The organism is Streptomyces sp. NPDC002853 (assembly GCF_053591915.1).
The window spans coordinates 261848-282244 of the sequence record NZ_JBSFUS010000007.1; the positions used below are offsets into that span (position 1 = coordinate 261848).

16 protein-coding genes are annotated in these 20397 nt (G+C 70.2%); 7 read left to right on the forward strand and 9 right to left on the reverse strand.

The window, feature by feature from the left end:
• Positions 1–9 precede the first annotated feature (9 nt).
• Genes ACWD02_RS20755 through ACWD02_RS20765 form a run of 3 tightly spaced genes read right to left on the reverse strand, consistent with a single transcriptional unit; the run spans position 10 to position 2656 of the window.
• The gene (locus tag ACWD02_RS20755) at positions 10–1212 is read right to left on the reverse strand and encodes a thiolase family protein (protein ID WP_451213352.1); all 1203 of its coding nucleotides are present in this window, start codon (positions 1210–1212) and stop codon (positions 10–12) included.
• Between the two features lie 2 nt (positions 1213–1214).
• The gene (locus ACWD02_RS20760; protein ID WP_451212649.1) at positions 1215–1874 is read right to left on the reverse strand and encodes a CoA transferase subunit B; all 660 of its coding nucleotides are present in this window, start codon (positions 1872–1874) and stop codon (positions 1215–1217) included.
• Positions 1874–2656, reverse strand: a complete 783-nt coding sequence (locus tag ACWD02_RS20765) for a CoA transferase subunit A (RefSeq protein WP_451212652.1) — start codon at positions 2654–2656, stop codon at positions 1874–1876. The genes ACWD02_RS20760 and ACWD02_RS20765 overlap by 1 nt, the downstream gene beginning before the upstream one ends.
• A 191-nt stretch (positions 2657–2847) precedes the next feature.
• Here ACWD02_RS20765 and ACWD02_RS20770 point away from each other — a divergent pair, with 191 nt between their 5' ends.
• On the forward strand, positions 2848–3315 hold the full coding sequence (locus tag ACWD02_RS20770) for a MarR family winged helix-turn-helix transcriptional regulator (protein ID WP_451212655.1): 468 nt from the start codon (positions 2848–2850) through the stop codon (positions 3313–3315).
• A gap of 1 nt (position 3316) precedes the next feature.
• On the opposite strand, the gene ACWD02_RS20775 is transcribed toward ACWD02_RS20770, so the two are convergent.
• The gene (locus ACWD02_RS20775) at positions 3317–4258 is read right to left on the reverse strand and encodes a DUF3048 domain-containing protein (protein WP_451212658.1); all 942 of its coding nucleotides are present in this window, start codon (positions 4256–4258) and stop codon (positions 3317–3319) included.
• A 38-nt stretch (positions 4259–4296) separates the two neighbouring features.
• Positions 4297–6093: a hydroxysqualene dehydroxylase gene (locus tag ACWD02_RS20780; protein WP_451212661.1), complete on the reverse strand. Its 1797-nt coding sequence runs from the start codon at positions 6091–6093 to the stop codon at positions 4297–4299.
• Between the two features lie 442 nt (positions 6094–6535).
• Here ACWD02_RS20780 and ACWD02_RS20785 point away from each other — a divergent pair, with 442 nt between their 5' ends.
• From ACWD02_RS20785 to ACWD02_RS20800, 4 genes are read left to right on the forward strand one after another with little or no spacing between them, the layout of a single operon-like run.
• Complete coding sequence (locus ACWD02_RS20785; protein ID WP_451212664.1) at positions 6536–7600, forward strand: ABC transporter substrate-binding protein; 1065 nt, start codon at positions 6536–6538, stop codon at positions 7598–7600.
• On the forward strand, positions 7597–8454 hold the full coding sequence (locus ACWD02_RS20790; protein ID WP_451212667.1) for an ABC transporter permease: 858 nt from the start codon (positions 7597–7599) through the stop codon (positions 8452–8454). The genes ACWD02_RS20785 and ACWD02_RS20790 overlap by 4 nt, the downstream gene beginning before the upstream one ends.
• Positions 8430–9230, forward strand: a complete 801-nt coding sequence (locus tag ACWD02_RS20795) for an ABC transporter ATP-binding protein (protein ID WP_451212670.1) — start codon at positions 8430–8432, stop codon at positions 9228–9230. Before ACWD02_RS20790 ends, ACWD02_RS20795 begins: the two co-directional genes overlap by 25 nt.
• Positions 9227–10573, forward strand: a complete 1347-nt coding sequence (locus ACWD02_RS20800; protein WP_451212673.1) for an LLM class flavin-dependent oxidoreductase — start codon at positions 9227–9229, stop codon at positions 10571–10573. Before ACWD02_RS20795 ends, ACWD02_RS20800 begins: the two co-directional genes overlap by 4 nt.
• Here the strand turns inward: ACWD02_RS20800 and ACWD02_RS20805 are convergent.
• A complete protein-coding gene (locus ACWD02_RS20805; RefSeq protein WP_451212676.1) occupies positions 10570–11631 on the reverse strand; it encodes an ATP-dependent DNA ligase in 1062 nt (353 codons plus the stop codon). The two genes, ACWD02_RS20800 and ACWD02_RS20805, sit on opposite strands and share 4 nt — an antisense overlap.
• 73 nt (positions 11632–11704) lie before the next feature.
• Between ACWD02_RS20805 and ligD the strand changes: the two genes are divergently transcribed.
• Entirely contained in the window at positions 11705–12718 is a 1014-nt protein-coding gene (gene ligD, locus ACWD02_RS20810; protein WP_451212679.1) for a non-homologous end-joining DNA ligase, read from the forward strand.
• Between the two features lie 62 nt (positions 12719–12780).
• On the opposite strand, the gene ACWD02_RS20815 is transcribed toward ligD, so the two are convergent.
• Entirely contained in the window at positions 12781–14928 is a 2148-nt protein-coding gene (locus ACWD02_RS20815) for an OmpL47-type beta-barrel domain-containing protein (RefSeq protein ID WP_451213355.1), read from the reverse strand.
• Positions 14929–14981: 53 nt separating this feature from the next.
• Entirely contained in the window at positions 14982–17528 is a 2547-nt protein-coding gene (locus ACWD02_RS20820) for a ThuA domain-containing protein (RefSeq protein ID WP_451212682.1), read from the reverse strand.
• A gap of 215 nt (positions 17529–17743) precedes the next feature.
• On the opposite strand from ACWD02_RS20820, the gene ACWD02_RS20825 reads away from it, so the two are divergent.
• The gene (locus ACWD02_RS20825) at positions 17744–18793 is read left to right on the forward strand and encodes a multicopper oxidase domain-containing protein (RefSeq protein ID WP_451212685.1); all 1050 of its coding nucleotides are present in this window, start codon (positions 17744–17746) and stop codon (positions 18791–18793) included.
• A gap of 17 nt (positions 18794–18810) precedes the next feature.
• Here the strand turns inward: ACWD02_RS20825 and ACWD02_RS20830 are convergent, their stop codons facing one another.
• A complete protein-coding gene (locus tag ACWD02_RS20830; RefSeq protein ID WP_451212688.1) occupies positions 18811–20328 on the reverse strand; it encodes a HEAT repeat domain-containing protein in 1518 nt (505 codons plus the stop codon).
• Between the last annotated feature and the right edge of the window lie 69 nt (positions 20329–20397).

Genomic DNA, 20397 nt, shown 5'->3' on the forward strand with positions numbered 1-20397 from the left:
GGCTGCGGGTCAGCGTTCGAGGACGAGGGCCAGGCCCTGCCCGACGCCGATGCAGAGGGTGGCGACGCCCGTGCCCGAGCCGCGCCGGGCGAGCTGGTGGGCGACGGTTCCGGCGAGTCGCGCGCCGGACGCGCCGAGCGGATGGCCGAGCGCGATCGCGCCGCCGAGCGGGTTAAGGACGGCCGGGTCGAGGTCGGGCCATTCGGCCGCGCACCCCAACACCTGTGCCGCGAAGGCCTCGTTCAGCTCCAGCGTGCTCAGCTCGGCGAAGGACCTGCCCGCCTTGGCGAGGGCGCGGTTGACGGCCTCGACCGGCGCGAGACCGAAGTAGTGCGGATCGGTCGCGGAAACGCCGGACGCCGAAACGCGGGCGAGCGGCTCCCGGCCCGTCGCCCGCAGGCCTTCCTCGTCGACCAGGAGCAGCGCGGCCGCGCCGTCGTTGAGCGGCGAGGCGTTGCCGGGTGTGACGGTCCCTTCCGAAGGGCGGAAGGACGGCTTCAGCTTGGCCATGGCCTCCAGGGAGGCGTCGGCGCGTACGCACTCGTCGTGTGCGAAGAGGACGGGCTCGCCCTTGCGCTGCGGGAGGGAGACCGGGGCGATCTCCGCGTCGAACAGCCCCTCCCGCTGTGCTGCGGCCGCCTTCTGATGGCTGCTCAGGGCGTACGCGTCCTGCTGCTCGCGCGTGATCCCGTGCTTGTCCGCGATGAGTTCGGCGCTCTCGCCCAGCGGGATCGTCCACTGCGGCTCCATCCTCGGGTTGACCATGCGCCAGCCCAGCGTGGTGGAGTACAGCTCGGTGTGCCCGGCGGGGAAGGGTCGGTCGCTCTTCGGCAGGACGTAGGGGGCGCGGGTCATCGACTCGACGCCGCCGGCCAGGGCGATGGAGACGTCGCCGAGTGCGATGGCCCGCGCTGCCTGGATGACGGCTTCGAGCCCGGAGGCGCAGAGCCGGTTGACGGTCACGCCCGGCACCGTCACGGGGAGACCGGCGAGCAGGGCGGCCATGCGGCCGACGTTGCGGTTCTCCTCGCCCGCGCCGTTCGCGTTGCCGAAGTAGACGTCACCGATCCGCGAGGGGTCCAAGTCCGGCGTACGGGCGAGGAGTTCGCGGATCGCGTGCGCGCCGAGATCGTCCGGGCGGACGCCCGCGAGTGCGCCGTTGTACTTGCCGGCGGGGGTGCGTACGGCGTCGACGATGTAGACGTCGCGCAGGCTCATGACGGGGTTCCTTCGGAGAGGGCTTCGGGGACGCGGACCTGGGCCGCGGTCTTGGCGACGATCTCCTCGGCGGTGACACCGGGCGCCGACTCGACCAGTTCCAGACCGGTTCCGGTGACGTCCAGGACGCCCAGATCGGTGATGATCCGGTTCACGCAGCCCTTGCCGGTCAGCGGCAGCGCGCACTCCTCCAGGATCTTGGGGGAGCCGTCCTTGGCGGTGTGCGTCATCGCCACGATCACCGTGCGGGCGCCGTGCACCAGGTCCATCGCACCGCCGATCCCCGTGATCATCTTGCCGGGGATCGCCCAGTTGGCCAGGTCTCCGCGCGCGGACACCTGCATGGCGCCGAGCACCGCGACATCGATGTGGCCGCCGCGGATCATTCCGAAGGACAGGGCCGAGTCGAAGTAGGAGGCGCCGGGGCGGACGGTGACCGTCTCCTTGCCCGCGTTGATCAGGTCCGGGTCCACCTCGGCGTCGGTGGGGTAGCGGCCCACGCCGAGGATGCCGTTCTCCGACTCCAGGATGACCTCGACGCCCTCGGGGAGGTAGTTGGGGATCAGCGTGGGCAGGCCGATGCCCAGGTTCACGTACTGCCCGTCGCGCAGCTCGCGTGCGGCGCGTGCGGCCATCTGCTCTCGCGTCCAGGCCATCAGGCGCCCACCGTGCCTCGGGCCGGCGGCGCGGAGACCGTACGCCGCTCGATCTGCTTGTCGGCGGCCTGCTCGGGGGTGAGCTCGACGACCCGCTGGACGTAGATCCCCGGGAGATGCACGGAGTCGGGGTCGATCTCGCCCGGCTCCACCAGCTCCTCCACCTCGGCGACGGTGACCCGTCCGGCCATCGCGGCCAGGGGGTTGAAGTTGCGGGTGGACTTGTTGAACACGAGGTTCCCGTGCCGGTCACCCCTGGCGGCCCGCACCAAGGCGAAGTCGGTCCGGATGCCGCGTTCCAGGACGTACTCCCGCCCGTCGAACTCCCGCACCTCCTTGGCGGGCGAGGCGAGCGCCACCCCGCCCGAACCGTCGTAGCGCCACGGGAGTCCGCCGTCGGCGACCTGCGTGCCCACCCCGGCCGGGGTGTAGAACGCCGGGATTCCGCATCCTCCCGCGCGCAGCCGCTCGGCGAGCGTGCCCTGCGGGATCATCTCCACCTCCAGCTCACCGCCCAGATACTGGCGGGCGAACTCCTTGTTCGCGCCGATGTACGAGCCGGTCACCCGTGCGATCCGGCCCGCCGAGAGCAGCACGGCAAGGCCCGACTCCATCGCCCCGCAGTTGTTGGACACCACCCGCAGGCCCGACACACCGGCCTCGTACAGCGCCGCGATCAGCACGCCGGGCACACCGCTCAGCCCGAACCCGCCGACCGCCAGGGACGCACCGTCCCCCACATCGGCCACCGCGTCGGCGGCCGAGGCCACCACCTTGTCCATCTGTCGAGCCCCATCTCTTCCTGGCCTTCGATGCCCCGCCAATTAATCAGGGCACTGACTATTTCCACGAGGTCCGGCTTACGCTGCCACTCGTTCCCTAAGCCGTCAAGGGCGGGTACTGTTCAGTGCACCTACAGAAATGCGCGGGCCCGAACAGCTCAAGCAGCAGGCTCAAGGCAGTGGAGGAACTCATGGCCGCGGTGGACCTGACCACCCACCCCGGGCACCTGGCCCGGCGCCTGCAGCAGGCGCACTACCTGCTGTGGAACACGATGGTCTCCGAGGAGATCACCTCGCCGCAGTTCGCCGTCCTGAACGCGCTCGTCGCCGAGCCCGGCCTCGACCAGCGCACCGTCGGCGAGCGGGTCGGCCTCGACCGCTCCACCATCGCGGAGGTCATCAGCCGCCTGATGCGCCGCGAACTGCTCGACAAGGTCCGCGATCCGCAGGACGGCCGCCGGTATCTGCTGCACCTCACCGACGAGGGCAAGCGCACGCACCGCAAGCTGACGGTGCGGACGGCCCGGATGAACCAGGTCTTCCTCGGACCGCTCTCCGCGGCCGAGCAGACGGTGTTCTTCGACCTGATCCAGCGGGTCTCGGACGCGGCGGAGGGCCTGCGCAACCCCACCGAGCCCGTCGTCGCCCACCAGGGATGAGTCACGCCTTCGCGTACACCACCCACACCTGACCCTTGGCGAACGGCAGCGCCTTGCCGTCGTCCGCCGTCGTGAACTCCGTGCCGTCCCGCGGGGTGGTCCGCTCCCAGCGCGCCTCGTAGGCACGGCCGTCCCGCAGGACCCGGGCCTTCCCGGAGCCGACGGTCTCGGTGAACGGCGTGTTGTTGCCCCCGCGGTCGTGGAACCGCGACTCGCGCACCTTCACGTACTGCACGACGACCGTCGACGCGCCGAGCGTCCTGCCGTCCGCCGTGCGCGCCCGCTCACCGTCCATGGAGACCAGCCAGCGCTGCTGTTCGGCGGCCCAGGTGAAGGTGAACCGCGCCGCCGGGAAGCGGACGGTGCGCTCACGCTCCGGGGTGCCGCCCTTGGGGCGCGGGCCGAAGCTGAAGCCCATGCTCTTCAGGCCTCCGTCGCCCGGAGTGGCGTCCAGTGCCTTCGGGCGTACGAAGAGGTTGTGCGGGGCCGGCTTGTCGGCGCCCCGGAAATAGGCGTCGCCCGGCGCCTTGCCGGGCGACAGCTGGCGCAGGGGTGCCGCCGAGATCAGCGGGAGGAGCTTCGACTGCGCCCCGGAGAACACCAGAGCCGGGTCGTCGAACTGCCGCAGCAGCTCCAGGTCCGTCTCCCGCGCGCTGCGCACCGGGCCGATGACCGGCGGAAGCCGGCCCGCGTACACCGCCATCAGGCGGCTCAGACCGGCCTCGACCTGCTCCGCGTACACGACGTCCGCCGCGTCGAGACCCGTCTGCGGGCGGGCCGGACCTACGTTGTCGATCTTCACGGCGAGCACCCGCCCGCCGCCGGGGTCCTTCGCGTCGCCCTCGCCGGTCCGGCTCAGGGTGCAGCCGGGTGCCAGGGCCAGGGCGGCGACGGCCGCCACCGCCGCCACCGCCGTGCGTCGTGTCCGTGTCCGCGTTCCCATACGGGTGTCCTACCCCGAACGCCCCTGCTCTCCCGCCCTCAGCCCAGATCGAGGGCGTTGCGCAGACCGAGACGGTAGCGGGTGCGGTCGTGGCGCTTGAGGAGCTCGACCGCCGGAGCGCGGTACAAGGAGGTCACCGTGCAGGGCTCGGCATCCGAACCGACCCTCTCCAGGACGGCGTTCACCGCCTGGCGTGCCGATGTGTTGGCGCCCTCCATCGTCGCCAGGTCGATCGGCACGGCCACGTAGTCGCCCGCCAGACAGAGGTTGGGGATCTTCGTCGCCGCCGACGGGCGGTTGTGCAGGGTGCCGACCGGGTGGATGAGCAGCTCGTCCTCGTTGGTCGGGTTCGGCGTCCCGATGCCGTCGACGCCGGGGTCGAGGAACCACGAGTGCAGCTTGCTGTCACTGAGGACCACTTTGCCGGTGTCGTTGAGGGCGGCCTTGAGCTGCGCCCACACCTCCTTGGCGACCTCGTCACGCGTGCACTGCTTGGCGGTCTTGCCGTAGAGGATCCCCGGCTTGTCCCACTCGGAGATGTCCACCGAGAGGCACTCGACCGCGGCGCCGTCCCCGTAGTCCCTCGCGAAGTCACGGCCCGGCCAGTGGCCCGCCTGGGCGATGCCCGTGAGCGACCAGGGCGAGTCGATGCAGTTGAAATGACCCTTCACGGTGGGCGGACGCTCCGTCAGATAGAACTGGATGCCCGTCATCCAGTCCGTCTCCAGCTTGTCGCAGCGCGCCAACTGGGGGTCGGCCGCCTTCAGTTCCGCGCTCCACGTCTTGCGGGCGTGCTCCACCGGCATGGCCTGGATGTAGTGGTCGGCGGTGATGTCGCGGCGTACGCCGTCGGGATCCTCGATGACGGCCTTGCTGACGCAGCCGCCCGCGAAGCCCAACTGGCGCACGCTCCAGCCGATCCGGAACTCCACGCCCAGCGACTTCAGATGGGCCACCCAGGGATCGATCCACGCCTCGTTCGTCGGCGCGTTCAGGAGCCGGTCCGGCGGACCGTCGGCGCCCTGCCCGAGAGCATTGAGGACGAAGGCCTCGCCGAGCGTGCCGACGGTGCGGGTGCTCGCCTCCTCGGCCTTGGTGGCGACGATGTTGCGGGTGACGCCGATCGCGAGGATGCGCTGGTAGTCCTTCGACATCTTCGCGGCGCGCGTGAACTCCCACCAGGGCGTCGACTCCCAGGTGCTGTCCCGGCGTTCGTCGCAGCTCGTGAGGAAGACCAGGGCGCGGTTCACGAAGTACGCCACCTCGTGCGCGGGCAGGTTGAAGGCGGTGTCGAGGAGCGCGGTGAGGGCCCGCGCGATGTCGTCCAGAGTGAGCTTCTCCGGCTCGCTGCCCGGCCACGGGATCGGCATCCGGATGTCCTCGCGTCCGGTGCGCGCGAACGACATCTCGCGCGGCGCCGCGAGGTTGTCCCAGACGCCGTTCGCGTTCCCGGGGAAGGGGATGCGGCGCATCGTGTCCGGGAGGTTGTGGTAGATCCCCGGGATGAAGCGGAACCCGTGCTCGCCCGGCAGCGGCTTCCGGTTGCCCTTCGCGCTGTCCGGTACGTCCATGCTGCGGGCCTTGCCGCCGAGCGCCCTGCGCTCGTAGACCGTGACGGCGAAGCCGCGCTCGGCCAGTTCGTGCGCGGCGGTCAGGCCCGCGACGCCGCCGCCCAGTACGGCCACGGAGACCTTCGCCGCAGCTTCCGCCCGCGGGGCGCGGTCGGCGGCCGCCGCAGGAAGCGCCCCCGCGCCGAGCGCCGCCACGCCGCCCGCGGCGGCCGCCCCCGCGACGAAGGTCCGCCTCGTGCTGCCCGCAGATCCCGAGTACCCCATGCGTCGGCCCCCTTACCGTAAGTAACTCCCGTATCCGGCGAGGGAGCTTACGGTCGGGGTCGGTGACGTGGAAGCGACGTGCGGGCGCGAGCCGGAACATTGGCGCGAATGCGCTCCCGGCAAGGAGTCGTGGCGTGGTCATGGCGTGGTCATGGCGTGGTGTGACGCGCGTATGGCCACAGTGCGAAGGCTGCGTTTCCGGAAAGCCGGGGCGGGTGAGATGGCTTGACCCCCTCTTGGTGCCGTGGCTAGTTTCGTCGCCATGCGAATATCCCGGCGGTTCAAGCAGCGGCGCGCTGTTGATCTGATGCGCGTGGCCACCGCTCTGTGTAGCTGACCTTCAAAACGCACGTTCTCTCGTGAATCACTGTGAGGAGCCGCAGGCAATTCCGCTGCCGGTCTTTCCTCCCTCCGTGAAGGTCCGCACTCCGGGAAAGAACCCATGCCCACACATATACGGGCGGCGCTCGCCGCTGCCCTCCTCGCCCCGCTGCTCCTGGCCGGCTGCGCAGGCAACGGCGCCTCGACCACGACCGTCGACGCCAAACAGGTCTCCGCCAAGATCCCGGCGAAAGTGGATCCGGACACCACCATCACCGTAGGGGCGCCGGACACCCAGGTCGCCCTGAAACTCTCCGGACAGCTCGACAAGCTGCCCTTCAAGGTGAAATGGGCCAACATCAGCGGCGGCCCCCAGTGCTCCGAGGCATTTAGGGCGCATTCCCTGGACGTGTGCTCCGCGGCGGAAATACCGTCCATTCACGCCCATTGGACGGGGCTCGACACGAAATTGGTCGCCGCCAAATACCGCAAGGACCCGCTGAAGCACCCCGTGTACGAGCTCGGCATCGCACCCGGCGCGGACATCGACACGCTGAAGGACCTGCGCGGCAAGAAGATCGCCTACAGCCCGGGGCAGGCGCAGGGCGCCCTCGTCCTGCGCATCCTCGCCAAGGCCGGGCTCGCCAAGGACGACGTGGAACTCGTCGAACTGCCGAGCACCGGTGACGTCTATCCGTCGGCGCTCGGCAACGGCCAGGTCGACGCGGCGCCGCTGGGCGGGGTCAACATCAAGCGCTATCCCGCGAAGTACGGCAAGGACGGCGCGAAGACGATCCAGCACGGCCTGCGCGACGACCCGGGGCATCTGTGGGTGCCGACCGAGTCGGTGGAGGACCCCCAGAAGGCCGCGGCCATCCGGGAGTTCGTCAAGTACTGGGCGCGCGCCTCCGAATGGGCCGACAAACACCCCGACGAGTGGATCGCCGGCTGGTACGTCAAGGATCAGGGCCTGACCCGCGCGGACGGCGAGTACCTGGTCAAGGGGATCGGCCATCCGGACATCCCGGCCGACTGGACCACCGCCATCGCCCGCCAGCAGAAGACCGTCGACCTGCTCGCGAAGGAGACCGGCCGCAAGACCTTCGACGCGGAGGTCCTCTTCGACCGGCGGTACGAGTCGGTCGGCGCGGACGCCCTCAAGTCCGGTGCGGGGGAGGAATCATGAGCGCCGAAGCACCCACTCTGACCAAGGCTTCCGCCACCCGCCCCGAGCCCGTGGCCCGCGCGCGCCGTGGTCAGCGCCGCCGCAGGCTCGGTCCCGGCAGGCCCATCCCGTACGGCTGGGCGATCGGCCCGCTGCTGCTGCTCGCCATCTGGTCGGCGGGGTCGGCCGCCGGGTTCATCGATGCCCGCAACCTCTCCGCGCCCTGGACCGTGGTGAGCACCGCCGGTGATCTGATCGCCGAGGGGCGGCTCCAGTCGAACCTCGCCACCTCCGCCCAACGTGCCGCCCTGGGACTGCTGTTCGGCACTGCCGCCGGGCTCGCCCTGGCGATCGCCGCCGGGCTCAGCAGGATCGGCGAGGGCATCATCGACGGCCCCGTACAGATCAAGCGGGCCATCCCCTCGCTCGCGCTGATCCCGCTGCTCATCCTCTGGTTCGGCATCGGCGAGTCGATGAAGGTCATCACCATCGCGCTCGGCGTGTTCGTGCCCGTCTACATCCACACCCACAACGGCCTGCGGACGATCGACGGCCGCTACGCCGAACTCGCCGAGACCGTCGGGCTCTCACGTTCGGGGTTCGTGCGCCATGTCGTCCTGCCGGGAGCGCTGCCGGGTTTCCTGCTCGGCATGCGGTTCGCGGTCACCGCGGCGTGGCTCTCGCTCGTCGTGGTCGAGCAGGTCAACGCGACGAGCGGCATCGGCTACATGATGGAGCTCGCCCGCACCTACGGGCAGACGGACATCATCATCGTCGGCCTCGTCGTGTACGGCCTCCTCGGTCTCGTCTCGGACGCACTCGTACGGCTCGTGGAGAGGAAGGCGCTGTCATGGCGACGCACGCTGGCGGGCTGACGGTCCGGATCGAGAACCTCGTCCGGTCGTTCGGCGACCGGAAGATCCTGGACGGACTCGAACTCCGCATCGGGGCAGGGGAGTTCGTGGCCCTCCTGGGCCGTAGCGGCTCCGGGAAATCAACGCTGCTCCGTGCGCTTGCCGGCCTCGACCACGAGGTCGCGGGGAGCGGAGACCTCGCGGCGCCCGCTGATGTCTCGGTCGTCTTCCAGGACGCACGGCTGCTGCCCTGGAAGCGGGTCCTGGACAACGTCGCCCTCGGCCTGACGGGCGCCGGGGCGCGGGAGCGGGCCCGCGAGGCCCTCGCCGAGGTGGGTCTGGCGGGCCGGGAGAACGCCTGGCCCGCGGACCTGTCCGGCGGCGAACAGCAGCGGGTCTCGCTGGCCCGCTCCCTGGTCCGTGAACCACAACTGCTGCTCGCCGACGAGCCGTTCGGTGCCCTGGACGCGCTGACGCGCATCCGGATGCACGCCTTGCTGCGACGCCTCTGCGAGGCACACCGCCCCGCCGTGCTCCTGGTCACCCATGACGTCGACGAGGCGATCGCACTCGCCGACCGGGTGGTCGTCCTGGACGCCGGACGCATCGCGGCCGACATACGGGTGGAGCTGCCCGCGCCGCGCGGACAGGGGAGCCCGGAGTACGCGGCGCTGCGAGGGCGGCTGCTGCGGCAACTGGGCGTGGATCTCGCCGAGGACGACCCCGCACGAACCGACGACGCCGCACGGACCGACGACGCCGAGCGCGCCCCCAAGGAGAAGGCGGCTGTCGCATGAGCCCTCGCGAGCTGCACCTCAACCTCTTCGTCTACCCCGGCGGGCACCACGAGGCCGCCTGGCGGCACCACGCGTCCGACCCCGCACGAATCCTGGACATCGACTTCTACCAGGACCTCGCCCGGCGCGCCGAGGCCGCCACCTTCGACGGGATCTTCTTCGCCGACGGCCCGGCGCTCGCCGACAACGTCCGCTATGCGAGCCGTTTCCGCCTGGAGCCCTTCACCTGGCTCTCCGCGATCGCCGCCGTCACCTCACGGATCGGCCTCATCGCGACCGCGTCCACCACTTACAGCGAGCCCTACAACCTGGCCCGCCTCTTCGCCTCCCTCGACCATCTCAGCCGGGGGCGTGCGGGCTGGAACATCGTCACCACCGGAGCCCCGCAGGCCGCCCTGAACTTCGGCCTCGACGCGCACCCCGTGCACGCCGAACGGTACGACAGGGCAAGGGAGTTCCTCGACGTCGTCACCAAGCTCTGGGACAGCTGGGAGGACGACGCGCTCGTCGCCGACCAGAAGAACGGGCTCTTCGCGGACACCGACCGCATCCATGCCATCGACCACGAGGGCCCACGCCTCAAGGTGCGCGGCCCGCTCAACACGCCCCGCACACCCCAGGGCCGCCCCGTCTACGTACAGGCGGGTTCGTCGGAGGACGGCCGTGCGTTCGCCGCGCGGTACGCGGAGGCGGTGTTCACCGCGCACCAGACCCTCCGCAACGGCCAGGACTTCTACGCCGACCTCAAGAAGCGGGCCGCGGGGCTAGGGCGCGACCCCGACAAGGTGCTCGTCCTGCCCGGCATCAGCCCCTTCATCGGCTCCACGGAGGCCGAGGCGCGCGCCCTGCACGACGAGTACAACGAACTCACCCAGCCCGAGTACTCGTTGCAGCTCCTGCACCGCATGCTCGGGCTGCGGCTCACCGCGGAGCAACTGGACGGCCCCGTGCCCCGGGACCTCATCGAGACCGGCGGCGAGCGCGGCAACGGCAGCCGATTCCAGGTGATCCTCGACATCATCGACCGCGAACAGCCCACCGTGCGGGGCCTGTTGCACCGTCTGGCGGGGGCGCGCGGGCACCGCGTCATCGCGGGCACGCCGGAACAGGTGGCCGATCAGATCCAGGAGTGGTTCGAGCAGGGTGCCGCGGACGGTTTCAACGTGATGCCGCCAGGGCTGCCCGGCGGCTTCGACCTCTTCGCGGACGAGGTCGTGCCGATCCTGCGGGCCCGTGGCCTGTTCCGCACCGCGTACACGGGCACGACCCTGCGCGACCACTACGGCCTCGCACGCCCGGAGAGCCAGTACGCGGGCGTGGGCGCGAGCAGGCCCGCCGGTTAGCGCAGCACATCCGCCAGGTCGTACCGGACCGGCTCCTCCAGCTGGGCGAACGTACAGCTGTCAGGGGTGCGGTCCGGTCGCCAGGTGCGAAAGCGCGCGGTGTGCCGGAAACGCTGCCCGTTCTCCATGTGGTCATAAGCCACCTCGCAGACGCGCTCGGGGCGCAGCGGCACCCAGGAGAGGTCCTTCTTGCCCGTCCAGCGGCTCGGCGCGCCCGGCATCCGGGACGTCTCGTGCGCGGACTCGTCCCCCCAGGCGGCCCAGGGGTGCTCGTCGGCCGACTCCAGACGCAGGGGTTCGAGCTCGTCGATCAGCTCCGCGCGCCGCCGCATGGAGAACGCGGCGCAGACGCCGACGTGCTGCAGGGTGCCCGAGTCGTCGTACAGGCCGAGGAGCATCGATCCGACGATGGGGCCGCTCTTGTGGAAGCGGTAGCCGGCGACCACGCAGTCCGCCGTGCGCTCATGCTTGATCTTGAACATGAGGCGTTCGTTCTGCCGGTAGCGCAGGTCGAGAGGCTTGGCGATGACACCGTCCAGCCCAGCGCCCTCGTACTGCTCGAACCACTCCTGGGCCAGCTCCGGATCCGTGGTCGCGGGCGCGAGGTGCACGGGGGCGCGCACGCCCTCCAGGGCCTCGGTCAGACGTGTGCGGCGCTCGGTGAGGGGTACGTCGAGCAGGCTCTCGTCGCCCGCCGCCAGGAGGTCGAAGGCCACGAAGGACGCCGGGGTCCGCTCGGCGAGCGTGCGCACCCGGGACGCGGCCGGGTGGATGCGCTCGGTGAGCGCGTCGAAGTCGAGGTGGCCGTCCCGGGCGATCACGATCTCGCCGTCCACGACGCACCGGTCGGGCAGCCGGTCGAGCAGGGCCTCGGCCAGCTCCGGGAAGTAGCGGGTCAGCGGCTTGCCCGTACGGCTGCCGATCTCCAGGTCAGGGCCGTCCCGGAAGACGATCGCGCGAAAGCCGTCCCACTTGGCCTCGTACTGCATGCCCGGCGGGATTTTCGCGACGGGTTTGGCGAGCATGGGCTTGACGGGGGGCATGACCGGCAGATCCATGCTCCGATTCTGAGCCCATACGTCACTTTGTGCCCGGTATGCGACATGTCTCCGCTGCGCCTAGCGTGGCGGCATGGGTGGTAAAGCGGTGGAGCTCGACGCGGGCGGGCGTACGGTGCGGCTCTCCAGTCCGGACAAGGTCGTCTTTCCGGAGCGGGGGTTCACCAAGCTGGACGTCGCCCGCTACTTCATCGCGGTCGGCGACGGGATCGTGCGCGCCCTGCGGGACCGCCCCACGACGCTCCAGCGCTTCCCGGACGGGGTCGCCGGCGAGTTCTTCTACCAAAAACGCATCCCCAAGACTCACCCCGACTGGATCCCCACGGCCACCATCGCCTTCCCCAGCGGCCGCACCGCCGAGGAGATGTGCCCCACGGAGGTGGGCGCGGTCGTATGGGCCGCCCAGTTCAACACGTTGACCTTCCACCCCTGGCCGGTACGGCGCGGCGACACCGACCACCCCGACGAACTCCGCATCGACCTGGATCCGCAGCCCGGCACGGACTACGCCGACGCGGTCCGCGCCGCGCACGAGCTCCGCGCGATCCTCGACGAGTACGGCCTCCAGGGCTGGCCCAAGACGTCCGGCGGGCGTGGCCTGCACGTCTTCGTGCCGATCGAACCGCGGTGGGAGTTCACCGGGGTGCGGCGTGCCGTGATCGCCTGCGGCCGCGAGCTGGAGCGCCGCATGCCGGACCAGGTGACCACCGCGTGGTGGAAGGAGGAGCGGGGCGAGCGGATCTTCGTCGACTACAACCAGGCCGCCCGTGACCGCACCATCGCCTCCGCCTACTCGGTGCGCCCCCGGCCGAACGCCCCCGTGTCGGCGCCGCTGCGCTGGGACGAGGTCGATGACGCGGTGCCCGAGGACTTCGACATCGGCACGATGCCCGAGCGGTTCGCCGAGGTCGGCGACGTACACGCGGACATGGAGAAACACGCCTTCACCCTGGACGCGCTCCTCGAACTCGCCGCCAAGGACGAGCGGGACCATGGCCGCGGCGACCTGCCCTACCCGCCGGAGTACCCGAAGATGCCGGGCGAGCCGAAGCGGGTGCAGCCGAGCCGGGCCAGGCACGAGGACTGACGACGGCCCCCGCTCCCCGAAGCCGGGGTGCGGGGGCCGAAGAAGGGCCGATCAGGAGGCGACTACAGCTCCTTGATCCGGATGTCCCGGTACGAGATCACATCCGTGACCCCGTGCACCTGGAGCCCGACATAGCCGGACGAGTAGCGCCGTCCGTCCGTGCCCGGGTCGTCGCCACGCGGCGGCGTGAAGACCTGGCCGCCCGTGTTGTCGAACTCGTTGATCAGGACGCCGTTGCGGTAGATCGAGTAGTGCTGGTCCACCACCTTGATCTCGTAGTCGTTCCACGTGCCCTTCGGGGTGACCCCGGCGCCGCCGAGACCCACCCGGTCGAAGCCGTAGATCGACCCCGTCTTGTACATGTCGCCGTCGGGCCGGTCGAGCATCTGCACCTCGTGCCCGTACTTGATGGCGACCCACTCCGGACGCGACTCCTCCGGGTGGTCGTGGACCTGCGGGAAGCGCACGAAGGCGCCGCCGTTGGCGTTGCCGTTGCCCGGCGCGTCGTCCCGCCACTGGAGCTTCAGCGAGAAGTCGCCGTACTTGCGCTCGGGGAACCACAGCATGCCCATGCCCTCGACGGTGGTGCTGCTGGTGATCGAACCGTCGGCGTTCAGGCCGAACTTGCCGCCGCCGACCTGCTCCCACTTGTTCAGGGACTCCTGGGTGCCGTCGAAGATCTTGCGGTAGCCCTCGGTCTGGCCCGGCTTGCCGATGCCGGACTGCTTGGCGGCGCGGTTGATCTTGTTGTACTCGCGCCGGTCGATCTCACCGGCCTTCAGGAGCTTGTCCGTGACGCTCTTGACGTGCTTCAGGAAGAGCGCGTGGGACGTCCACTCCTTCTCGTCCTCGATCATCTCGTTGATGCGGCACCGGTTGTTGGTGACGCGGTTCGGGATGCCCGTGTCGACCGTGCCGACGATGACCGTCAACCGCTCGTCGAACTCGGCACAGTTGGGCGCCGGGACACCGCCACCCTCCGCGACGGTGAAGGACACGTCCTTGGCCGCCGAGGTGTTGCCCGCCTTGTCGCTCGCGCGGTAGGCCACCGTGTGCCGGCCCACGCGGTCGACGACCACCGGTTCGGCGTACGCGAGATACGGGCCGCCGTCCAGGGAGTACTCGACCTTGTCGACACCGGAGTCGGCGTCGGTCGCGCTGACCGAAACCTTCGCCTTGCCGACGTACGCGCCGTCCGAGTTCTTGTCGCCCTCGACCTTCGCGGTGGTCTCCGGCGGCGTCTTGTCCTCGACCGGCGGCGTGACCACGGTGAACTCGACGGACTTCTCGGCCGCCTGGTTCCCCGCCTTGTCGGACGCGCGGTAGCGGATCTTGTGCGCGCCCGCCGCGTGGACCATGACCGGCGCGGTGTACGCCGTCCACGCGCCGCCGTCGCCGACCGCGTACTCGATCTTGTTGACGCCGGATCCGGTGTCGGACGCCGTCACGGTGACGGTCGCCATCCCGACGTACTCGCCCTTGTCGTTCTTCTCGCCGGTCACCGTGGCCGAGGTCTCCGGTGGCGTCTTGTCGTCGGTCGACGGCGGGACCACCGTGAAGTCCACGGATTTCTCCGCGGCCACGTTGCCCGCCTTGTCGCTCGCGCGATAGCGGATCTTGTGGGTGCCGACCTGGTCGACGACCACGGGCGCCGTGTACGGCTGCCAGGCGCCGTCCGCCCCGACCGCGAACTCGGTCTTGTCGACACCCGAACCCTCATCGGTCGCCGTCACCGCGACGGTGGCGGAACCGACGTACGCGCCATCGGAGTTGGTCTGCCCCTCGACCTTGGCCGCGGTCTCGGGAGCGGTGGTGTCCTCGCCGCCGCCCTCGGTCACCACGAGGATGCCCTGCATCGAGCCGTGGCCGGGGATCGTGCAGTGGTAGCGGTACCTGCCGGGGGTGAGGGTGACTTCCGCCGTGTGCTTGCCGCCCTGGTCGTCGTTCGGGTTGGCCAGGATGTTCAGCGGTACGTCGTTGTTGTACTCGGGGTCCGAGACGTCGAACGTCAGCGTGTGCGGCATGCCGGTGTTGTTGCCGGTCGCCTCGCTGTTCTCGAAGACGATCGTCGTCGCGCCCGCGACCGCCGTGGCGGGCGCGGAGGCGTACTTGTCGATCGCGTTGTCGGCGGTCCAGGTCAGGGTCTGGGCCGCCGCCCGGCCCGGATTGTCGGGCTGGCTCGCCGCCGTCGAGGTCAGGCCGAGCACCATCAGGAGCGACGCGAACAGCGCCGTCCAGAGTCTTCGCTTGTTCACGGTTGGCATCATCCGGCCTTCCTTGCCAGGTCCTTGGCGGCCGGTGTGGCCGCGCCGCCCGAGTAAGTGACGCGCCACAGCGCCGACTTGGAGTCCGAGGTGAAGAACCCGCGGCCGTAGTCGAGGACGTAGAGCGAACCGTCGGCGGCGAACTTCCAGTCCATGAGGTTCTTGATGCCGTCGTTGCCGATCAGGATGATCTTCTTCAGGGACTCGGCGTGCGTGGGCAGTCCGCCCTTGCCGACCGTCTTCGGGTCGGTCAGGACCGCGTGCCGGGGCTGGTCGGCGTCGTAGAAGTCACCGACGAACCACTTGCCGTCCCAGTAAGAAGGCCACTTGTCCGCACTGGTGTTGGCCGCGTCGAAGCGGTAGACCGGGCCGTTCATCGTGGCCTGGCCGCCGCCCTTGAGCCACGGCAGGAGGATCTTCTGCTCCTCCGTCTTGTAGCTCGGGACGCCCTTCGCGTCGCGCGGGTAGTCGACGCCGCCGCCCTGCGGCGAGTACCAGATGTTGTTGGGCTCGGCCGGCGGGATGTTCACCAGGCCGTCGTTGTTGGGCGACTCGTTCTTGAGGTTCTTGCAGTCGTACCAGCCCAGCGGCTTCGTCGGGTCCGGCAGATTGCGGTCGCGGTAGGGCTGGTTGTTGCCCATGCAGTACGGCCAGCCGCGGTTGGAGGCGTGGGTGATCGCGGCGAACGTGTCGTACTTCGCCGGGCCCCACGTCGTCGACGGCGCGCCCGCGTCCGGGCCGACCCAGCCCGCGTACAGCGTGTCCGTCTTCTTGTCGACGGAGATGCGCGCCGGGTTGCGGACACCCATCACATAGATCTCGCCGCGCGTCTTGCCGCCGCCCTCGTCCGGCTCCTTGCCGGTGAAGAGGTTGCCTTCGGGGAGGGTGTACGTCCCGTCGGCCTCCGGGTGGATGCGCAGGATCTTGCCGTTGAGGTTGTTGGTGTTGCCCGCGGTGCGGCGCGCGTCGGCGAAGGAGACGCCCTTGAAGTTGGGCTGCGGGTTGTTGCCCGAGTACCCGTCGCTGAAGCCCGACGAGTTGTTGTCGCCGGTCGCGATGTAGAGGTTGTCCTTGGAGTCCCAGGCCATGCCGCCACCCGCGTGGCAGCAACTGTGGATCTGAACCGGCCACTTGAGCAGGACCTTCTCGCTCGCGAGGTCCAGCTTGTTCGTGGCCTGGTCGAGCGTGAAGCGCGAGACGTAGCGCTCGGCCATGTGCGTCTCACGGTTGATCTTCGAGTGGGGCGTGTAGTGCAGGTACACCCAGCCGTTCTGCTCGAACTCGGGGTCGAGCTCGATGCCGAGCAGGCCCTCCTCGACCTTGATCAGCTCATCGCCGCCACCCTTGTTGCCGAAGATCGTCAGTGCTCCGGCGAGAGTCGTCTTCTTGGTCTTCGGGTCGTAGACGTGGATCTCGCCCTTGCCCTTGCCGATGTCCGGGTTGTTCCAGTCGGTGATGACCGGCTGGGAGGAGTCGGCGCCGCCGCGGCCGATGTAGAAGACACGGCCGTCGGGCGCGGTGACCAGGCCGTGCGGCTCGCCGATCTGGTCGTTCTGGCCCGGCTGGTTGGGCTGGGTCAGGCGCGACGCCTTGTAGTTGGCGGTGATGGTCGACTTGCAGTCGGCCCGCGCGATGCGGCTGGTCCAGAGCAGGGCGCCCCGCAGGTGCTGACGGAAGTCCGTCTCGTCGTACGAGGCTGCCGTGCCGCCCATTCCGGTGTAGAAGGAGCGCCCGCCGTCGTAGTCACGGCACCAGGAGACCGGGTGGTCGGCGCCGTTCTTGCTCTGCCCCGGCTGGTAGGTGGACTCCCGCACGCGGGCCACGGTGTGGACCTCGCCGGTCGGGTTCTTGGTCCAGTTCAGCCACTGGTCGGGGCGCTTCCACTCCAGGGGAAGATCCTTGGTGGCCGGATTCTCCCGGTCACCGACCTCGACGGTGGCGCGCTGCACGTTCGTCGGGCTCGAATCGGCCGGGCGGGCGCCGATCAGGCCGGTGAACCAGGTCGAGTACGGCTCGGCGCGCGCCGCGTCATGGATGCCGACGAAGCCGCCGCCCGCCTCCATGTACGCCTCCAGGCCCGCTTCCTGCTCGGGGTCCAGGACGTCGCCGCCGCCGGTCAGGAAGGCGATCGCGTTGTACTTGCCGAGCTTGGCCTCGTTCGTGAAGACCGCCGGGTCGTCCGTCGCCTCGACCTTGAACCGCTGGGCGGCCGGGCCGGACTGGCCGATCTTCTCGATGGCCTCGATGCCGGCGTTCACGACGGGCGACTCGTCGCCGCCCGCCGCCGATCCGTGGAACACGAGGACACGCACGTTCGCCTGGCCGGGCGGCGACGGCAGGGACATCGTTGTCAACGGTGGCTCGGGATAGGGCCGCGCAGTGGCGGCCTGTGTGGAGAGCGCGCCGGTGACCATGACCCCGGAGATCAGGGCGGCGGCCCAGGCGCGGCGTGTGCGGCTCCGGTTCCGGTCGTTGCGGTTCGGTCTGCGTCTGGCTCTGCTCAACCCTCGTACAGCCAAGGGCTCTTGATGCGGTGTGAGCCGCATGAGTACACCCACCCCTCGTCGGTCACAGCAACAGGCGCGGACGAAGCTAGACCTCTTTTTGCCACTCGCCAATAGGTACGGACGGAATACCGCGAACTTTGTCCTGCGTGTGGATAAACGAAGATCCCCCCGATACCGTGTGGCCGTCCCGGGGGCCACCTGCGCCCCGTCAGCACCCGTACCGCAGTGGGGAGTTCGGCATGGACCGGTTCGGCATGGACCGACGGAGCTTCAACCGACGGATGCTCGTGGGCGGGGCGGTCGCGACGGCCGGGGTGACATCGTTGTCGCTGGCCACCGCGCCCGAGGCGAGCACGGCCGAAGGGCCCAAGACCGCCCCCGCGGGCGGCGAGGTGCGCCGCATCAAGATGTACGCCGAGAAGCTGCCGGACGGGCAGATGGGATACGGCCTGGAGAAGGGCAAGGCGTCCATCCCCGGCCCGCTCATCGAGCTGAACGAGGGCGACACGCTGCACATCGAGTTCGAGAACACGATGGACGTGGACGCCAGCCTGCACGTGCACGGCATGGACTACGAGATCTCCAGCGACGGCACCAGACACACCAAGAGCCACGTCGAGCCGGGCGGCAAGCGGACGTACACCTGGCGCACCCACGCCCCGGGCCGCCGCAAGGACGGCACGTGGCGGCCGGGCACGGCGGGCTATTGGCACTACCACGACCACGTCGTCGGCACCGATCACGGGACGGGTGGCGTGCGCAAGGGGCTCTACGGCGCGCTGGTCGTGCGCCGCAAGGGCGACCTGCTGCCGGACAAGACCTTCACGATCGTCTTCAACGACATGACGATCAACAACAAGGCGGGGCATGACAGCCCCAACTTCGAGGCCACGGTGGGCGATCGGGTCGAGTTCATCTCGATCACGCACGGGGAGTACTACCACACGTTCCACGTCCACGGTCACCGCTGGGCCGACAACCGCACGGGCCTGCTGACCGGCCCCGACGACCCGAGCCAGGTCCTGGACGACAAGATCACCGGGCCCGGCGACTCCTTCGGCTTCCAGGTCATCGCGGGGGAGGGGGTGGGCGCGGGCGCCTGGATGTACCACTGCCATGTGCAGAGCCACTCCGACATGGGGATGGCGGGATACTTCCTGGTGAAGAAGGCGGACGGCACCATCCCGGACTACGAGCCGCATCATCCGTCGGCCGCGAGGAAGTCCGGCAAGTCGAGCGACTCCGGCAAGTCGAGCGACTCCGGAGAGGCCAAGTCCGGTGCGTCCGGGCACGATCACGGCTAGGGGCCAAGGACGGGGCCCTAGAGGTCGCGCAGGGCCTCGATGAGGTCCGCGAGCAGCTCCGCCCGGTCGGCGGCGGTCAGGAACTCCACGTTCGGGCGGGCCGAGTCGGGGCCCGGGGTCTTGGGCGCGGTGGCGCCGGGCGCCTCCTGGTCCGCCCAGCCCGAGTCGCGCAGGGCTTCCAGGCGTTCGATGAGCTCCTTGCGTACGGAGCGCGAGGGCAGGACGAACCCGGAGTCGGTGGGTACGTTGAGGAGCCCCGACAGCAACTGGCTGTGCACGTGGGGAGATTCGAGCCCGGCGAGGAACCGGTCGTACGCGTCCGGGACGCCACAGCGCAGCGCGTCGGCGACGCTGTGCGCGCGCAGTTCGGGGTCGGCGGCGTCCGCCTGACGCTTCAGGGCCTCGGCGCCGACGCGGGAGTGGCGGTCCTCGCCGTAGTCCATCCAGCGCAGCGCGGTCGCGGCGTGCCGGCGGACCAGAATCTCCGGGTCGTCGTCCAGAAGATCGACGAGCCCCTCCACGGCCCGGCCCTCGTCGGCGGAGCCCGGCGCGATCGATTCGAGACCTTCGGCGGCGGAGGCCCGGACCCCGGGATCAGGGTGGCGAAGACCGTCCAGGAAGAGGCCAAGGGGCGCCGGGTCCAGGGGCAGCACCGCGTGCAGGTTGCTGTAGCAGTCCAGAATCCGGCTCAGGAGGAAAGGGGCCGGGTCGGTGAGCAGGCGGTCGAGGGTGGTGAGTACCTCCTCGCGGCGGACCGCCTCGCCGAAGAGCAGCTTGGCCAGGGCCTCGGCGCCGAGCGTGATCAACTCCGGCTCGTCGCTCGCGCAGAGCGCCAGTGCCTCGTCGGCGCGCAGGCCCGCGCGCGCCCGGTCGGTCCACGACCCCAGCTCCGCCTTGCGGGGAAAGGGGCCCAGGAGCGCCGCCCGTTCGGTGCTCCCCGGTGCGTGGGGCAGCGCCTTCTTGAGGGTCGCGCGCGCCTCGGCGCGGACCTGCGCCGCCTCCTCGGCGGGCAGCGGCGTGTTCCGGCGCATCACGACGGACGCCAGCAGAACCGCCAGGTCGAACGCCAGCTCCCGTACGAAGTCGTCCGGCCGGCCGAGACCGGCCAGGCCCTGCGCCGTCCAGCCCCGCTCCTTCAGGGAGGTGAGGCGCGCCCGCATGTCGTCGCGCAGGTCCCCGGGGACCTCCCGCACGGCGGGGGCGCCGCCGAGCTCCTCCGTCAGCTCGGTCCAGGCCCGCACGAAGCCCTCGGGGTCGTCGAGATGCGCCGCGAAGATCCGCTCCGTACGCTCGCGGACCGGCTGCTCGCGGCGCAGCGCGGCGGCGAAGCCGTCCACCACCGTCTCCTGGAACTCCTCCGCCCACGGCTCGCGCTCGACGGCCGACGTCAGCTCGCGCAGTGCCCACCGCGGATCGGCACTCGCGGCCGCGGTGGCCGCCGCCCTGCGCCGGACCGCCGCGTCCGGGTCCCGGAGCTCGGCGGCCAGCTTCTCGTGCAACTCCGCCTGCTTGCGCTCCCTGCGCTTCGTGAACATCCCGACAGCCTAGGGTCCTCCTGAGGACCGATGAGGCCCGATGAGGGCCGGGCGACCGGCGACGCTCGT

What these genes read in the sequence shown, in the direction of transcription:
- ACWD02_RS20790 (WP_451212667.1), top strand. Translation starts at nt 7,597, where the DNA reads ATGAGCGCCGAAGCACCCACTCTGACCAAGGCTTCCGCCACCCGCCCC.
- ACWD02_RS20815 (WP_451213355.1), bottom strand. Translation starts at nt 14,928, where the DNA reads ATGGTGCTCGGCCTGACCTCGACGGCGGCGAGCCAGCCCGACAATCCG.
- ACWD02_RS20800 (WP_451212673.1), top strand. Translation starts at nt 9,227, where the DNA reads ATGAGCCCTCGCGAGCTGCACCTCAACCTCTTCGTCTACCCCGGCGGG.
- ACWD02_RS20785 (WP_451212664.1), top strand. Translation starts at nt 6,536, where the DNA reads ATGCCCACACATATACGGGCGGCGCTCGCCGCTGCCCTCCTCGCCCCG.
- ligD (WP_451212679.1), top strand. Translation starts at nt 11,705, where the DNA reads ATGGGTGGTAAAGCGGTGGAGCTCGACGCGGGCGGGCGTACGGTGCGG.
- ACWD02_RS20820 (WP_451212682.1), bottom strand. Translation starts at nt 17,528, where the DNA reads ATGCGGCTCACACCGCATCAAGAGCCCTTGGCTGTACGAGGGTTGAGC.
- ACWD02_RS20780 (WP_451212661.1), bottom strand. Translation starts at nt 6,093, where the DNA reads ATGGGGTACTCGGGATCTGCGGGCAGCACGAGGCGGACCTTCGTCGCG.
- ACWD02_RS20805 (WP_451212676.1), bottom strand. Translation starts at nt 11,631, where the DNA reads ATGGATCTGCCGGTCATGCCCCCCGTCAAGCCCATGCTCGCCAAACCC.
- ACWD02_RS20795 (WP_451212670.1), top strand. Translation starts at nt 8,430, where the DNA reads ATGGCGACGCACGCTGGCGGGCTGACGGTCCGGATCGAGAACCTCGTC.
- ACWD02_RS20770 (WP_451212655.1), top strand. Translation starts at nt 2,848, where the DNA reads ATGGCCGCGGTGGACCTGACCACCCACCCCGGGCACCTGGCCCGGCGC.
- ACWD02_RS20775 (WP_451212658.1), bottom strand. Translation starts at nt 4,258, where the DNA reads ATGGGAACGCGGACACGGACACGACGCACGGCGGTGGCGGCGGTGGCG.
- ACWD02_RS20765 (WP_451212652.1), bottom strand. Translation starts at nt 2,656, where the DNA reads ATGGACAAGGTGGTGGCCTCGGCCGCCGACGCGGTGGCCGATGTGGGG.
- ACWD02_RS20760 (WP_451212649.1), bottom strand. Translation starts at nt 1,874, where the DNA reads ATGGCCTGGACGCGAGAGCAGATGGCCGCACGCGCCGCACGCGAGCTG.
- ACWD02_RS20825 (WP_451212685.1), top strand. Translation starts at nt 17,744, where the DNA reads ATGGACCGACGGAGCTTCAACCGACGGATGCTCGTGGGCGGGGCGGTC.
- ACWD02_RS20830 (WP_451212688.1), bottom strand. Translation starts at nt 20,328, where the DNA reads ATGTTCACGAAGCGCAGGGAGCGCAAGCAGGCGGAGTTGCACGAGAAG.